Raw genomic sequence first — 14379 nt, forward strand, 5'->3', positions numbered from 1 at the left:
CGCCAGCGGCAGCAACCGCGTCGACGAAGCCAAGGTGGCCGCCGTGGTGGGCCCGCTCGGCAAGGCCGACGCCAGATTCGTGCGCGAGAAGACCGGCTACGCCATCGGCGGCGTCTGCCCGATCGGCCACGCGGTCGCGCCCGTGATGCTGCTCGACAGCGACCTGTTCCACCACCACAGCCTGTGGGCTGCCGCCGGCCATCCGCATGCGGTGTTCAACCTCACGCCGCAAGAGCTGCAGCGCATGACCGGGGCCGAGGTGGCCGACGTGGCGCAGCGCCAATCCGCGTGACGCCGCACGGCAAGAGCGAGAGGGGGCTGGTGTCCGGAATTACAGATTCGTCGCATGAGTCAGCCGATAAGACGCGCGCTCCGTCGTCGCCAATGCTGGCAAGTCCAGCCTTGCTGCGCTTCGCTCCCAGGCTCCCACGCCTTCTTGGCTGACTTATCTTTGCAACGGGTTTCAGACTCGGGAGACATAGGACGATGTCGCAACAGACCCGGCTGCTGGCGGCGCTGACGCGCGGCGCGCAGGCCGCCCAGCATGCCGAGCCGGTGCCGTCGCCCTGCCGCAACGTGTGCCGCATGGATGCGGCGAGCGGCTACTGCGAAGGCTGCCTGCGCACCATCGAGGAGATCGCGGGCTGGTCCGGCAGCGACGATGCGGCAAAACGCGGCATCTGGTCGTTGCTGCCGCAGCGCGCGGCACGGCTGGCGGCGAACGCCGCCACGCGCTCCCACGGCAACCATCCCGAATGACCATCCCGGACAAGCCGGCCATGACGACTGCCATCGATTGGTATTTCGACCCGATTTCGCCGTTCGCCTACCTCGCGTTCGAGCGGCTGCCGAAGGCCCTGCCGGCCGATGCGGCGGTGCGCTACGTGCCGGTGCTGTTCGCCGGGCTGCTGCGCCATTGGGGCAATGTCGGCCCGGCGGAGATCGCGCCCAAGCGCCGCTTCACCTTCGAGCATGTTGCCTGGATCGCGCACCGCGGCGGCATCAGGCTCGCCATGCCGGCCATCCACCCTTTCAATCCACTGCCCTTGCTGCGCCTGGCGGTGGCGCTGGAACTGGAGGGCCGGCTCTCGCATGCCACGCTGGCGCCCATCTTCCGCTTCGTCTGGCAGCAGGGGCGGGTGCCGCAGCAGCAGGCGGAATTCGATGCCTTGTGCAGCGCGCTGGGCGTACCCGGCACCGCGCTGGCGCAGGACGCGGTCAAGGCACGCCTGCGCGAGCACGGGGACGAGGCGCTGGCGCGCGGCGTGTTCGGCGTGCCCACCGCCGTGCTGCCGGGCGATCCTGGCGGCCAGTTGTTCTGGGGGCTGGATGCGCTCGACATGCTGGCGGCGCGCCTGGGCCAGGATCCCTTCTTTTCGTCCGACGCGTTTCGTGCGGCCGCCGCCTTGCCGGTGGGCGCGGGCCGCGCCGACGCCCCCGCGCCGGCTGCCGCAGCCGGGCGCCGCAATACATAGCCGATAGCCGATACCGACGAGCCGATGCCATCCACCTTCACGCCGCCAGCCCTGCCGTCCAGCATGCGCGTTTTCGAACGCGGCTGGCTATCCGCCAACAATATCCTGTTCGTCGATGGCGACGATACCGCGCTGGTCGACACCGGCTATGTCACGCATGCGCCGCAGACGCTGGCGCTGGTCGAGTCCGGTCTCGGCGGGCGGGCGCTGCGGCGCCTCGTGAACACGCACCTGCACTCCGATCACTGTGGCGGCAACGCCGTCCTGCAGCAGCGCTGGCAGCCGCGCACGCTGATTCCGGCCGCGGAGGCCGAGGCGGTGCGCGCGTGGGACGTGGATGCCCTCAGCTACCGCGCCACCGGCCAGCAGTGCGACCGCTTCGGCTTCGACGGCGTGCTGCAGGACGGCGACGCATTGCGTCTCGGCGGCATCGACTGGCAGGTGGTGGCCGCGCCCGGCCATGACCCGCATGCGGTGATGCTGTACGCACCGCAGGAACGCATCCTGATCTCCGGCGATGCGCTATGGGAAAACGGCTTCGGCGTGATTTTCCCGGAACTCGATGGCGAGAGCGGCTTCGTCGAGCAGGCCGCCGTGCTGGAGCGCATCGCCATGCTCGATGCGCGCGTGGTGATTCCCGGCCATGGGCGGCCCTTCGCCAATGTCGCCGCCGCGCTCGAACGCGCCGGCGGCCGGCTGGCCTATCTGCGCGCCGATGCCGGGCGCAATGCCACGCATGCGGTCAAGGTGCTGGTGAAGTTCAAGTTGCTGGAACAGCAGCGCATGCCGCGCGAGGCGCTGCTGGCGTGGATGACGCAGGCGCCGCTGATGCAGCGCATTCGCGCGCGCTTCATGTCCGGGCAGGATATGGCGGAGATCCTGGATCGCATGCTGGCGTCGCTCGCCGCCGGCGGCGCGCTGGCGCTGGAGCAAGGCGACGTGGTCAACCGGGACTGAGCGCGGCGTGCCCGCGGGCGATCAGGGCGGCGGGATCGCCTCCTTTCTCGTCTCTTCCCTTCCTTTCCCTTCCTTTCCCTTCCTTTCCCTTTTGATCCCGCGTCCAAGACGTCGTAGCATGTAGGCACCGCCCAGACCATTTGCGAGGAAACCGTCGATGCCAGCCTTCCCCGTCGCATTGCTCCAGCCCCTGATCGCCCATCTCTCGCCCTCTGCGATCCATGCGAGCGGTGCGGACCTGGAGATCGAGCTGGCGCCCTTCGTGCTTGGGGGCGCACCCGTGCGCACTGCGATCCGGCTCGATGGCCTGAGCCTGCCGACGCACAGCCTGGAGCAACTGGCGGGCCAACACATGGTGTTTCCGCTCAACCCGGAGCCCGGCTATATCGACGGCTCGCTTTATGTCGAAGGCCGCCACCATGCCGTCGACGTCAGCGAACTGCGTTTCGGCGAACTCGATTCGCAGGGCCTTGCCGTGACGCTGGAGGGCCATATCCATTTCGACGACGGCGCCCGTTTCGATGACACCGCGCTGAGCCTCGCCGCACGCATCGCGCGGCCGTTCTCCGAGCTGGAGCTCGATGTGCTGATCGACCGCGCCGCCGCCGATGCCGGCGCCGCATCGGCACAGCAGTCCGGCAAGGTGATGGCAGTGCTGAGCCGCAACCCGCGCCTGCGTCATGCCGACATGGCGCTGCTGCATGCGCGGGTGCAGGCGCGGCTGCTGATTGCCGCCGCGAGCAAAGCCTGATGACGCGGTGGCGGCCGTCAGCCGATGCCTGCGCCGGCGGGCACGTGCCGCCGGATACGCGCGCGCGCCGCTTCCTACGATGAGCAAGCCGCAAGGACGCATCATGCAAGCCCTCCACGGCCAAGGTTTCCTCCTTCGTCCCTTCCGCTATACCGACGTGCCGCAGTTCGTCGCCGCCGTGCACGAATCGCTCGACACCGTGGGCAAGTGGCTGCCGTGGTGCCACGCGGGCTATAGCGTGCGCGATGCGGAGAACTGGGTCGACATGTGCACGGAGAGCATCGGCGTTGGCGACGCCTATGACATCGGCGTGTTCGCGCCGGACGGCAGGGAGCTGTACGGCGGTGTTTCCATCAACCAGATCAACCGCGACTACAACTTCGGCAACCTGGGCTACTGGATCCGCCAGAGCCGGCAGCGGCAGGGGCTGGGCGCGCGCGCGGCGGAGCTGATGGCCTGTTATGGCTTTCACCGGCTTGGGCTGACGCGGCTGGAGGTCGTCGCCGCGGAACATAACATGGTCAGCCGCGCCGTCGCGCGGAAGATCGGCGCGCGCTTCGAATGCATCGCGCGCAACCGGCTGGTGCTGCACGGCGTGCCATGCGCGGCGGCGATGTATTCGCTGGTGCCGCCCTGGTATGGCGATGCCGGTCCCGAACAGCTGGAGGACAAGGAGGCGCGAGATGAAGGGTAGTTGCCTGTGCCAGGCCATCGAATACGAGATCGACCAGCTCGACGGGCCGATCGCGAACTGTTCCTGCCGGACATGCCGCAAGGCCCATGGGGCCGCCTTCGCCGCTACCGCGCGGGTGATGCGCGAGCATTTCCGCTGGCGCAAAGGCGAGGAATTCGTGCGGGCCTTCGCGTCTTCGCCCGACAAGGACCGTTTGTTCTGCGGCCGGTGCGGGACGCATCTGGTGGCGCACCGGCCGGCGCAGCCCCATGTGATCCTGCGGGTGGCGACGCTGGACGACGATCCCGGCCAGCGGCCGGAGATGCATATCTGGAAGTCGCACGAGGTGCCATGGGCGGACTATGCGCAGGAGGGGATCGTGGCGTGCGGGGAATGGCCCGTGGCACGGTAGCCACGGAGCGCCGACGACATGACCGTGGCAATGAAACGCGCATCCTTCGCCATTCGCCTTCTGTTTGCCGTATGCCTGGCTGGCGCGACCTTCAACCACGTGCATGCCGCGCTCGCGCACGGTCTGCTGTGGGACTACGGGTACGGGGATGGCACGCCACTGGCGAGCCGCACCTACTGGGGCGCGCTGACGGCGCTGGATCCGCTCGCGGCCATACTGCTGTTTGCCAGGCCGCGGGCGGGGATCGGGCTGACGGCGGCCATCATCCTGAGCGATGTGTTGCACAACACGTACTACGTGGCGGCAAACGCGCAGTGGACTGCCTCGTTCTATCTCGCGCAGCTCGCGTTCCTCGCGCTTGTCATCGGTCTCTCTCCGGTTGCATGGCGGGGGCTTCCGCCCGCGCCGCGCGGCGCATGATCCGGCCGTTCAAGCGGGTACCCGCACACCCCCCGCGCTGTTCAGCGCAAACTCATAGCGCTCCGAGCGGATGGAGAACAAGGTGTGTTCGCAGACCGCGCCGTTCGCGAGGTAGGACGTGCGTTCCAGTTCCAGCAGCGGATGCGTGCGCGAGGTTCCCAGCACGGCCGCCAGCTGCTGTCCCGCCGAGCGCGCGCGGATGACCAGGTCGGCCCGGTCGACCGGCATGCCGAGCAACTGCCCGATCAGGGTGTAGGACGGATTGCGCTCGGCCTCGTCCCAGCCAAGCGCGGCATCGCAGGCGATATGCGTGCAGGCCAGCGCGATCGGTTCGCCTTCGAGCCGGTGCAGCCGCTGCAGCGCGATGCAGTGCTTCAGGCCAGCCGGAAACCTGCCGCGCAGCGAGGGCGGCACGGCGGTCCGTTCCAGCGAGACCAGGCGCATCTCGGGTGCTTGTCCCTGCAGCACCAGCGAATCGTAGAAGCCGCGCAGCGTGTCCAGGCCCTGGCGCAGCCGCTTGTCGGCCACGAAGGTGCCTTTGCCTTGCTTGCGCTCGACCAGCCCGTCCTCCGCCAGCCGCCCGATAGCCAGGCGCACCGTGACGCGGCTGACGCCGAAGCGCTCGCCCAGTGCGGCCTCGGAAGGCAGCCTGCCGGTGGGTTCGAAGCGCCGTGCCTGGATCTCATCGCGCAACAAATCGGCGATCTGCTCATACAGCGAAGTGGCGTTCTCTCGCGCGATACTCATGTAAAACCTTGGTGGATCAATGGTTTATAAAAAACAGAATAACAATATGCCAATGCCTTCGTTGGACATCTTGTATTAAAACGTATTATTGGCTTCCAAGGCCGGACTGATCAGTGCGGCGTCTTACGCATGTATCGGGCAAACGCCAAGGAGCCGCCGTGAACCACCCTCTCAACCCGCTATCGCCGCCGCCGCGTGCCGGGTGGCAAGCATACCTGCCTTTGCCGCCGCTCCGGCTCGGGTCCGGTCCCCGGCTGAAGGCGCAGCTCGGCTTCGTGGCGGCCTGGGCCGCCTTCTTCGTCATCCTGCTGGTGCTGCCGCAACCGGCGGGCCTGCCGCCCGCTGGCCGCGCCACGCTGGCCGTGGTGGCCTGGGCGAGCCTGGTGTGGATGAGCGAGGCCATGCCGGTGGGCGTGAGCGGCATCCTGATTCCCGCCCTGCTGGTGCTGGCGCATGCGGTGACGCCCTTCTCCAGGGCGGCCAGCGGCTTTGCCACGCCGGTTGTGTTCCTGTGCCTGGCGGCCTTTATCTTCTCCGCCATCATGCAGGCGGCCGGGCTGGACCGCCGCATCGCGCTGCTGCTGCTCGACAAGCTGAAGACGCGCACCGCCAACGGCGTGATCTGGGTCATGTTCGTCGTCAACTTCGTGCTGGGCTTCCTAGTGCCGGCGGCCAATGCCCGCGCGGCGACCTTGCTGCCGGTCGTCAACGGCATCGTCGGCCTGTTCGGCGATTCGCCGCGCGAGCGCAACGCGAAGAAGGCCATCGTGATCCAGTCGCTGGTGTACGGCTCGATGATCAGCGGCATGTGCATCCTGACCGCGCACCTGCCCAACCTGGTGATCGTCGGCCTGCTGCAGAAGAACCTCGGCCTGCCTATCTCCTATCGCGACTGGTTCAAGCTGCAATGGCCCTACCTGGGCATGTTCGTGCTGACCCAGCTGTGGGTGCAGTTCTATTTCGGCTCGCGGGCCGTGCGCCTGCCGGGCGGCCAGGCCGCGATCGCCGCCGAGCGCGCCGCGCTGCCGCCGGCGGGGGTGCATGCCAAGGCCATCCTGGCCGTGTTCGCCGCGGTGGCGGTGCTGTGGGCGACCGAGTCGTGGCATGGCCTGCAGTCCGAGATCGTGGCCTTGCTCGGGCTGGCGGCGCTGTTCGTGCCGGGGCTGACCGGGCTGGGCTGGAAGGATATCCAGAGCCGCACCATCTGGGGCACCCTGTTCCTGCTGGCCGGCGCGCTGAGCCTGTCCGCGGCGATCAGCGAGACGGGCCTGGCCCCGTGGGTGGCCGACTGGCTTTATCGCTTCGCCACCGGACATCCGTGGTGGCTGGCGCTGCTGATCGTCATGCTCGGCACGCACGTGGCGCGCCTGGCGATGCTGTCCAACGTGGCGGCGGTGACGATGATCGCGCCCATCATGCTGGCGCTGGCGCCCAGGCTCGGCCTGCATCCCGCCGCCTTCACGCTGCTGGTGTGCGACAGCGACAGCTTTGCCTACGTGCTGCCCACGCAGATCACCGCTGCCGTGGTGGCCTATGGCAGCGGCACCTTCAGCACGGCGGACTACGCCAGGGTCGGCGTGGTGTCGGTGCTGATCGGTATCGCCTACGGCCTGCTGGTCATGGCACCCTGGTACGCCTACCTTGGCATCCCGGTGTGGGATGCCACGGCGGCGTGGCCTTTCCATTGAAACCGGAATTTCCCCATGAACGACAGAACATCATTGGCGGCGCGCGCGGCGGCGCTGCGCGGGCGGCTGGGCGCGCATCATGCGCCGGCCGGCCTGTACGAGAAAAACAAGGCGCTGCCGTTCGCCGGCCGCGTGAGCTGCTCGGTGAGCCGGCTGGAGGCGGGCGAGTGGACGGAGATCGTCCTCGACTACGAGGTCGGCGCTTCCGGCGTGGCCGATGGCGCGTGGCTGAAGGCCACCTTCAAGTTCTATTCCGACTGGGCGCTGTTCCAGACCTCCGACCCGGGCGGCGCCAACTACCTCAGCGCCGAGTACCAGGCCGCGCCGCTGGTCCCAGGCCAGAGCCCTGCCACGGTGCAGGCGCTCAACGTGCGCTTCGAGCAAAAGGGCCATGAACGCCCGTTCCAGAAGGCGATCATCGTCGACGTGGTCGATGGCTACCTGAACGCGGGCGACCATATCCAGATCCGTCTCGGCGACCGGCGCCGCGGCGGACCCGGCACGCGTGTGCAGACCTTCATCGAGGACAGCTTCCGCTTCCGCCTGTATGTGGACCCGCTCGGCACCTCGCGCTTCGTGGCGGTGCCGGGCGATGTGGAGATCGACATCCACGCCGGCCAGCCCGCGCAGGTCCTGCTGCAGGCACCGCGCTTCGCGCGGCCGGGCACGCCGTTGCCGGTGCGCGCTTCGCTGATGGACCGGTGGGGCAATATCTGCACCGCCGCCGGTGGCGCGATCCGGCTGGCGGCGTGGGCGGGCAATGAACTCGTGTACCGGCGCGACCATGCCCTGCCCGACGATGGCTGGGCCTCCATCGGCATCGACGACCTGCCTGGCAGCGCCGGCACGCTGCGCCTGGAGGCCACCCTGCCGGATGCGCCACGCGTCGCCAGGGGCGCGGCCTGGCTGACCCTCTTCGATGCGGCCGAGGCGCCGCGCGCCTTCTACGCCGACCTGCACGTGCACGCGCACGACACCGTCGGCACCAACAGCCCGGCCTACAACGTGGCTTATGCGCGCGATGTCGGCGGCATCGATGTGTTCGGCTATACCGTCAACGATTTCCAGATCACCGACGCCAACTGGCAGCTCGGGCTGGAAGCGGTCGAATCCTTCAACGAGCCCGGACGCTTCGTCGCTTACCCGGTGCAGGAATGGTGCGGCAGTTCCACCGCCGGGGGCGACCACAATGTGGTGTTCCTCGGCGACGAAAAGCCAGGGTTTCCCTACAACGCCCGCGGCGAACACAATCGCACGCTGGTGTGGAACGAGGACATGAAAGGCACCGCCGCCGAGCTGGGGCGCTGGCCGGTCGAAGAGCTTTGGGACGCCTACATCGAAGCGCCCGGGCAGCACCTGATCATGCCCCACGTGGGCGGGCGGCGCTATATCCCGGACTGGCATCATCCCGAATTGGAGCGGCTGGTGGAGATTGCCTCAAGCTGGGGGCATTTCGACTGGCTGTACCGCGACGTGATCGCGCGCGGCTATCGGCTTGGCGTGGCGGCCAGCGGCGACGAGCATCGCGGCCGGCCCGGCGGCGGTCCGCCGGGCGTGCAGGTGTTCGGCGTGCGCGGCGGACTGACCGGCGTGCTGGCCGGGCGGCTGGACCGGCAGGCCATCGGCCGCGCCCTGCGGGCACGGCATACCTGGGCCAGCACGGGCGAACACACGGCGCTGCTGGTGCGCTGCGGCGACTTCGTGCAGGGCGATGCCTTCACGCTGCCTGCCTCGCACCGGGGCCCGGCGCGGCTCGACTATCGTTTCCTCGGGCAAAGCGGCTGGGAGTACCTCGCCGCGTACGACCACAACGGCCTGGTGTGGGAGCGCGACCTGCACCGCGAGGCGGGCTACTCCGAACGCCTGGTCCGCGTGCGCTGGGGTGGCGCGCGGATTCGCGACCGCTATCGCTGGGCTGCCTGGCAAGGCCGCATCCGCATTCTCAACGGCACCATCAACCGCTTCGGCGCACACGGCTTCGAGCATCTGGAGGAAAGCTGCTGGCGCGACGGTGCGACCGATATCGGCTTTCGCAGCGACACCTATGGCGATGCGGACAGCGTGGAGATCGACGTGAGCAACCTCGCCGCCGCGCGCTTCCTGATCGAAGGCCAGATCGACAGCTTCGTCAAGGTGGGCGATCCGCTGCAACGCAATCCCTTCGCGCATGCACCGGATTTCCGCTGGGAGGTCAGCGGCGCGGAGCTGCTCGCCGGTGGCAGCCTGCGGCTGGAGCTTGGCGGCACGGAGCTCTTCGTCGCACTGGAGCGGCTGAGCGAGGCGGCCTTGCCGGTGGACGTGAGCGGCAGCGTCGAGGTCGAGCCGGTCAACGGCCCGTTCGGCTTCCGGCCGGTGTATTTCCATGGCCGTGAACGGGACGACGGCAAGGTGTGGTCGTCGGCCCAGTTCATCACCTTTCCCCAGCCCTAGCGGAAGGCGAAAGGCGGGGCGTCCGGTGCCATATGCTCAGGCGCCCCTGGTTATCGCGAACGCGTATGTCCTCTCGTCCTGCCGGGGAATGACCTTGTAGCCCTTCCTGGCCGCCCAGACATTGATCTGGAAGTAGAGCGGGATCACGCCGTGGTCCTTGATGCCGATCTCAGTCGCTTCCTGCAGCAGCTTCTCGCGCGCGCGGTCGTCGATGGTGGTCAGTGCGGTCGACAGCTTGGCATCCAGCGCCGGGTTGCTGTAGCGGCCGCGATTGGATGCCCCCCAGCCCTTGGCCGGGTCGTAGCTTGCCAGCAGCGACTTGAGCGACGATCCCGCTTCGCCCGTGTCCGCACCCCAGCCGGCCAGCAGGAAGGAGAAGTCCAGCTTGTTGGCACGCGTGAAGAAGGTGGCGGAAGGCATGGCCTCCACGCGCGTCTGGATGCCGATGCGCGACAGCATCGACGCAATCGCCTGCGCAACCTGCTCGTCGTTGACGTAGCGGTTGTTGGGCGCGTGCAGCGTGAGCTGGAAGCCGTCAGGGTAGCCGGCGTCGGCCAGCAGCTTCCTGGCCGCGGCCGCATCGAAGGGGTCGGGCCTGAGGCCCGGCACATGGCCGAAGAGGGTGGCGTTGACCAACTGCCCGGTGGGCTCGGCGGCACCTTCCATCACGCGGTCGACGATGGCCTGGCGCGAGATCGCGTGCGAGATGGCGGCGCGCACGCGCGGATCCTTGAGCGGGTTCTTCGCCAGCGGCTTGCCGGCCTTGTCGGCGACGAAGGGGCTGACGTCGCGGTTGGTGTCCAGGTGCAGGTACATCATGCGGAAGGTGGGCGTCTTGAACACGCTCACGCTCGGATCCGCCGAGAGCTTGCGGATGTCCGAGGTGGGCACGTTCTCGATGACCTGCACATCGCCGGCCAGCAGGGCCGCCACGCGCGGCGCGTCGTTGGTGAGGATGCGCAGCGAGACCGTGTCCCACTCCGGCTTGCTGCCCCAGTAGTTGTCGTTGCGGGTCAGCTCGACGCGGTCGCCCTTGTGGAAGCTGGCGAACTTGTAGGGGCCGGTGCCGACCATCGCGCGGCCGCTGTTGAAGTCGTCGCCGCTGGCGTTCTCGGCAACTTTTTTCGACACCATGTAGATGGTGGATAGGTCGTTGGGCACCAGCGGATAGGGGCCGTGGGTGACGATGCGCACGGTCAGTTTGTCGAGCGCGACGATGTCCTTGAAGCCCTTGGTGTAGATGGTGTACGGCGAGGGGCTGTTCTTGACGGTGGCGGGGCGGTTCAGCGAATAGACCACGTCGGCCGAGGTGAACTCGTTGCCGTCGTGGAACTTCACGCCGGGGCGCAGCTTGATTTCCCAGGTGGTGTCGTCGACCGGCTTCCACGCCAGCGCCAGTGCCGGCCTGAAACGCATCTTCTCGTCCTTGGCGATCAGCGCCTCGAACATATGCTCGGCCACGTTCGCGTTGGGCGTGACGTTGTGATAGTGCGGATCGAGCGAGGTGATGTCCCCGGACAGGCCGATGGTGAGGCCCGCGGCGAAGGCGGTCGGGGAGAGTGCGGCGCAGGCAAGGCTTGCGGCTAGCGTTGCGGCGCCAAGGGCACGGCGGATGATGGTCATCGAGAGGTCCCTGGTTGGCAAGATGCGGTGCAGGCATTGTCGGGAGATGCAGTCAACCATGTCAAGGCGGGCAGACCCTCGGCGCCGGATGCACCGGGCTGAGGCGGAAATGCACGTTGCGCGTGCCGTCTTGCCGTGCGTTTCCGGCTTCTCCCCCACGTTTGCCCCGTCATGTGGCACGCCCTGGCCGACCGACTGGCTTGCCGCAAATCGGCGCAACTGTGCCTGTGCGGCCTGACAGCCGGGCCGTATATTGGATGCCGCATCCACTTCGCCCACGGCTACGCAGACTCATGTTGAAGATCCTCGGGAAAGCCTCCTCCATCAATGTCCGCAAGGTGCTCTGGTGCTGCGACGAACTCGGCCTGCCGTACACGCGCGAGGACTGGGGCTCCGGCTTTCGCGCCACAGATACGGCAGAATTCCTCGCCCTGAACCCGAACGCCATGGTGCCGGTGATCGACGACGACGGCTTCGTGCTGTGGGAGTCGAACGCCATCATCCGCTACCTGGCGTCAAGCCACGGTGGCGAGGCCATCTATCCGGCCGACCCGAAAGCGCGCGCGCGGATCGACCAATGGATGGACTGGCAGGCAACGGAGCTGAACAACGCGTGGCGCTATGCGTTCATGGCGCTGGTCAGGCAATCGCCCTTGCACCAGGACGCCGCCGCGCTCGCGGCCTCGGTGGCCGGCTGGTCGAAGCACATCGGCATCCTGGAGCGGCAGCTGGAACGCACCGGCGGCTATGTCGCAGGCGAGCGCTTCACCCTCGCGGACATTCCCGTCGGTCTCTCGGTGAACCGCTGGTACGGCACGCCGTTGCAGCATCCTGCCTACCCTGCGGTGGCGGCCTACTTCGAGCGGCTTGGCGGGCGGGAGGGCTTCGCGCGGCACGGCCGCAACGGCATTCCCTGATCCGCCGGCCGGTCCGCGGCCCGTCAAGTACGCGGCAAGGTGCGTTGCAGCGGCGCCGCCGTTGCGGCGGCGGTTTGCGCGGCGTCCTCGTCCGCCAGCGCCGCGACGCGCAACGGCGCTGCGCCGGCCGGCAGCGCGCGTTCGATCTCGATGCCGCCGCCGCGCTGCGCCACCAGCGCCTGCAGGTGCGCGAACTCGCCGCACCAGATGGTCTCGATATCGCGGTCGCGGCCGGTATCCCGCGCTGCGGAAAACGCCACGGCGCGCACTTGCAGGCGGGCGCCGTCGCCACCGAGTTCCACGCCATAACCCGGGGTGGCCGGCTTGCGCAGCGCCACCTTGCCTTGCTCGGCCCAGGCGGTGGCCATGCCCTCGCGCACTTCGTAGCCCAGGCTGGCAAGACCGGCCAGCACCGCCTCGCGGCGCGCCAGCGCGGCCTGCTGCTGCAGCATGGCGTCGAACAGGGCCTCGGCGCGCTCGCATTGCGCGCGCATCGCACCCAGGTCCGCGGCCCCGCGTGCATCGCCGATGGCTTGTGCCAGCGCGCTGGCGTTGTCGTTCATCTCGCCAAGACTGTGCAAGCGCGCTGCCAGCGCTTCCAGGCGCAGCAGCAGCGCGGCGCGCGCCTGGCGCTCCCGCGCCGCGGCGGCGAGGTCGAGCAACAGGCTGTCCAGCAGCATGCTGCGCCGCGCGGCGGCGGCTTCCCCCTGCGCCTTGGCGGCGCGCGCCTGGAAGCCGGCGGCGGCCTCGGGGCCATCCAGCGCTTCCAGCGTGGCCAGGTGAAGATCGATCTGGCCAAGGCGCGCGTCGGTGGCGGCGGGCTGGCGCGCCTGCCATTGGGCCAGCGTTTCGGTGGCAAGGCCACCCAGTCCATCGGCCAGCGTATTGGCGAGGGCGCGCTGCGCCGCGCTGAGCGAGTCCGCTTCTTCCTTGGGCGACAGCAGGGTGAAGCCGCGCGCGAGCGCGGCTTGCGCCGGTGCGCCGGTCAGCGCGCCGCCTTCAATGGCGCGCAAGGCGTCGAGCAGGTCAGCCGGCAGCGCCTGGCGCGTATCGGCGCGGCGCAGGGTGGCGGCATTCTGCGCCAGCTGGCGCTGCTGCTGGCGGGCTTGCCCTGCGTGCGCCACGGCACGCTGCCGGCAGACCTCGAGATCGTTCTGCAGGAAGGCGATCTCGCTCGCGGCGCCGCGCTGCAGCGCGTCGAAGCCGTCGGCGTCCAGCAGCGCCTGCAGCGCGGCGCGGCGCGCGCGCGTGGCCTCCAGCGTGGCTTGTCCGAGCTGGCCCAGGCGCTGTCCCTCGCGGCTCCAGTGGGCGATGGCATGGTCGAGCTGCGCGAGCTGGTCGCGTCCGCGCGCGATGCGTTCTTCACGGGTGATCACCCTCACCACCTTGGGGCCGCTCATGACCGGACTCCTGCCGATGCCGCATCGGCATCGGCGGTGACGTTGCGATTGGCCGCGCCGCTGTCAGCGAGCGCTTGCGGCGCCGCGCCGGCGGTGTCCCGGATTTCCGCTCCCGCCTCTGCCTGCATGCCAGAGCGCATGGCGGCCTCGATCGCCGCCTTCAGGCGCGCGCGCTCGCCGTCGCCATCGTGATACCAGCCGTGCGAGGACACGCGGTGCACGCGCGCAATGGCGCGCGCCAGCACCGACGGGCGCCAGATCTCGCGGGCGCGGGCACGCGCCAGCAGCGCGTGGCGCGGCGCATCGCATTCGATGCCCAGCGCATAGAGGCCGGTGCGCGGATCCTCGATGGCGTAGTCCAGCCCGAAGGCATCGCCTTCGCTGGCGGGCGAGAGCTGCCATCCCAGGCCGCGCACATAGCCGGCCACCGCCGCCTTGAAGCCATCCTGCGGCGCGTCGGCCGGATCGCTGCCGCCTTCGTGTAGCGGGCCGGCGGCGCGCTCGCCGTCGAGCCTGCCGAGCAATCCCTCGCAGGCCGGGAATTCGCCATCGGACAGCGTGCGGGCGTATTCCAGGTAGCTTTGCAGGAAGTCGCGGGGAATGGCCGGCGCGCGCCGCGTGGACAGCATGTCGGAGATATCGGAGATGGGCATCGAGGTCACCATCACCACCTTGCGCCGCGCCCGCGTGACGGCCACGTTCAGGCGGCGTTCGCCGCCCTTCTGGCCGAGCACGCCGAAGTTGCGGCGGAAGCTGCCCTGGCCGTTGCGGCCGAAGGTGGTGGAGAACACGATGATGTCGCGCTCGTCGCCCTGCACGTTCTCCACGTTCTTGACGAACACGGCCATGTCCTCGCCGCCCTCGCTGCGTTCGCGTTCCTCGCGGT

15 protein-coding genes are annotated in these 14379 nt (G+C 68.8%); 11 read left to right on the forward strand and 4 right to left on the reverse strand.

Going from position 1 to position 14379, the window contains the following annotated elements; all coding sequences use genetic code 11:
• From P3W85_RS14285 to P3W85_RS14320, 8 genes are all read left to right on the forward strand, one after another.
• Positions 1 to 292 (forward strand): YbaK/EbsC family protein (locus P3W85_RS14285; RefSeq protein WP_276265260.1); only part of this gene is annotated, 292 nt, incomplete at its 5' end.
• 194 nt (positions 293 to 486) lie between these two features.
• On the forward strand, positions 487 to 759 hold the full coding sequence (locus P3W85_RS14290; RefSeq protein WP_017227805.1) for a DUF1289 domain-containing protein: 273 nt from the start codon (positions 487 to 489) through the stop codon (positions 757 to 759).
• 20 nt (positions 760 to 779) lie between these two features.
• Positions 780 to 1475 (forward strand): 2-hydroxychromene-2-carboxylate isomerase, encoded by a 696-nt coding sequence (locus P3W85_RS14295; protein WP_276265261.1) that lies wholly within the window; start codon positions 780 to 782, stop codon positions 1473 to 1475.
• A gap of 24 nt (positions 1476 to 1499) precedes the next feature.
• Complete coding sequence (locus tag P3W85_RS14300; RefSeq protein ID WP_276265262.1) at positions 1500 to 2432, forward strand: MBL fold metallo-hydrolase; 933 nt, start codon at positions 1500 to 1502, stop codon at positions 2430 to 2432.
• A 157-nt stretch (positions 2433 to 2589) separates the two neighbouring features.
• Positions 2590 to 3183, forward strand: a complete 594-nt coding sequence (locus tag P3W85_RS14305) for a hypothetical protein (RefSeq protein ID WP_276265263.1) — start codon at positions 2590 to 2592, stop codon at positions 3181 to 3183.
• Positions 3184 to 3286: 103 nt separating this feature from the next.
• Positions 3287 to 3877, forward strand: a complete 591-nt coding sequence (locus P3W85_RS14310; protein WP_035816412.1) for a GNAT family N-acetyltransferase — start codon at positions 3287 to 3289, stop codon at positions 3875 to 3877.
• Positions 3867 to 4268, forward strand: coding sequence for a GFA family protein (locus P3W85_RS14315; RefSeq protein WP_017229990.1), 402 nt, complete (start codon positions 3867 to 3869; stop codon positions 4266 to 4268). The genes P3W85_RS14310 and P3W85_RS14315 overlap by 11 nt, the downstream gene beginning before the upstream one ends.
• Before the next feature lie 18 nt (positions 4269 to 4286).
• The gene (locus tag P3W85_RS14320) at positions 4287 to 4688 is read left to right on the forward strand and encodes a hypothetical protein (protein WP_276265264.1); all 402 of its coding nucleotides are present in this window, start codon (positions 4287 to 4289) and stop codon (positions 4686 to 4688) included.
• Positions 4689 to 4697: 9 nt separating this feature from the next.
• Here the strand turns inward: P3W85_RS14320 and P3W85_RS14325 are convergent, their stop codons facing one another.
• Positions 4698 to 5435 (reverse strand): GntR family transcriptional regulator, encoded by a 738-nt coding sequence (locus P3W85_RS14325; RefSeq protein ID WP_276265265.1) that lies wholly within the window; start codon positions 5433 to 5435, stop codon positions 4698 to 4700.
• A 158-nt stretch (positions 5436 to 5593) separates the two neighbouring features.
• On the opposite strand from P3W85_RS14325, the gene P3W85_RS14330 reads away from it, so the two are divergent.
• Together P3W85_RS14330 and P3W85_RS14335 are read left to right on the forward strand one after the other, a co-directional pair.
• Complete coding sequence (locus tag P3W85_RS14330) at positions 5594 to 7123, forward strand: SLC13 family permease (protein ID WP_276265266.1); 1530 nt, start codon at positions 5594 to 5596, stop codon at positions 7121 to 7123.
• A 15-nt stretch (positions 7124 to 7138) separates the two neighbouring features.
• Positions 7139 to 9553, forward strand: a complete 2415-nt coding sequence (locus P3W85_RS14335; RefSeq protein ID WP_276265267.1) for a hypothetical protein — start codon at positions 7139 to 7141, stop codon at positions 9551 to 9553.
• A gap of 36 nt (positions 9554 to 9589) precedes the next feature.
• On the opposite strand, the gene P3W85_RS14340 is transcribed toward P3W85_RS14335, so the two are convergent.
• On the reverse strand, positions 9590 to 11176 hold the full coding sequence (locus tag P3W85_RS14340) for an ABC transporter substrate-binding protein (RefSeq protein ID WP_276265268.1): 1587 nt from the start codon (positions 11174 to 11176) through the stop codon (positions 9590 to 9592).
• Between the two features lie 293 nt (positions 11177 to 11469).
• On the opposite strand from P3W85_RS14340, the gene P3W85_RS14345 reads away from it, so the two are divergent.
• Positions 11470 to 12093, forward strand: a complete 624-nt coding sequence (locus P3W85_RS14345; RefSeq protein ID WP_017226125.1) for a glutathione S-transferase family protein — start codon at positions 11470 to 11472, stop codon at positions 12091 to 12093.
• Between the two features lie 23 nt (positions 12094 to 12116).
• Here P3W85_RS14345 and P3W85_RS14350 read toward each other — a convergent pair whose 3' ends face one another.
• Both P3W85_RS14350 and P3W85_RS14355 read right to left on the reverse strand, forming a co-directional pair.
• On the reverse strand, positions 12117 to 13493 hold the full coding sequence (locus P3W85_RS14350) for a hypothetical protein (protein ID WP_276265269.1): 1377 nt from the start codon (positions 13491 to 13493) through the stop codon (positions 12117 to 12119).
• On the reverse strand, positions 13490 to 14379 hold an 890-nt coding region (locus P3W85_RS14355; protein ID WP_276265270.1), incomplete at its 5' end, for an AAA domain-containing protein. The genes P3W85_RS14355 and P3W85_RS14350, both read right to left, overlap by 4 nt.

The organism is Cupriavidus basilensis, assembly GCF_029335485.1.
GTDB classification, from domain to species: domain Bacteria; phylum Pseudomonadota; class Gammaproteobacteria; order Burkholderiales; family Burkholderiaceae; genus Cupriavidus; species Cupriavidus basilensis_E.

What these genes read in the sequence shown, in the direction of transcription:
- P3W85_RS14290 (WP_017227805.1), top strand. Translation starts at nt 487, where the DNA reads ATGTCGCAACAGACCCGGCTGCTGGCGGCGCTGACGCGCGGCGCGCAG.
- P3W85_RS14295 (WP_276265261.1), top strand. Translation starts at nt 780, where the DNA reads ATGACGACTGCCATCGATTGGTATTTCGACCCGATTTCGCCGTTCGCC.
- P3W85_RS14300 (WP_276265262.1), top strand. Translation starts at nt 1,500, where the DNA reads ATGCCATCCACCTTCACGCCGCCAGCCCTGCCGTCCAGCATGCGCGTT.
- P3W85_RS14305 (WP_276265263.1), top strand. Translation starts at nt 2,590, where the DNA reads ATGCCAGCCTTCCCCGTCGCATTGCTCCAGCCCCTGATCGCCCATCTC.
- P3W85_RS14310 (WP_035816412.1), top strand. Translation starts at nt 3,287, where the DNA reads ATGCAAGCCCTCCACGGCCAAGGTTTCCTCCTTCGTCCCTTCCGCTAT.
- P3W85_RS14315 (WP_017229990.1), top strand. Translation starts at nt 3,867, where the DNA reads ATGAAGGGTAGTTGCCTGTGCCAGGCCATCGAATACGAGATCGACCAG.
- P3W85_RS14320 (WP_276265264.1), top strand. Translation starts at nt 4,287, where the DNA reads ATGACCGTGGCAATGAAACGCGCATCCTTCGCCATTCGCCTTCTGTTT.
- P3W85_RS14325 (WP_276265265.1), bottom strand. Translation starts at nt 5,435, where the DNA reads ATGAGTATCGCGCGAGAGAACGCCACTTCGCTGTATGAGCAGATCGCC.
- P3W85_RS14335 (WP_276265267.1), top strand. Translation starts at nt 7,139, where the DNA reads ATGAACGACAGAACATCATTGGCGGCGCGCGCGGCGGCGCTGCGCGGG.
- P3W85_RS14340 (WP_276265268.1), bottom strand. Translation starts at nt 11,176, where the DNA reads ATGACCATCATCCGCCGTGCCCTTGGCGCCGCAACGCTAGCCGCAAGC.
- P3W85_RS14345 (WP_017226125.1), top strand. Translation starts at nt 11,470, where the DNA reads ATGTTGAAGATCCTCGGGAAAGCCTCCTCCATCAATGTCCGCAAGGTG.
- P3W85_RS14350 (WP_276265269.1), bottom strand. Translation starts at nt 13,493, where the DNA reads ATGAGCGGCCCCAAGGTGGTGAGGGTGATCACCCGTGAAGAACGCATC.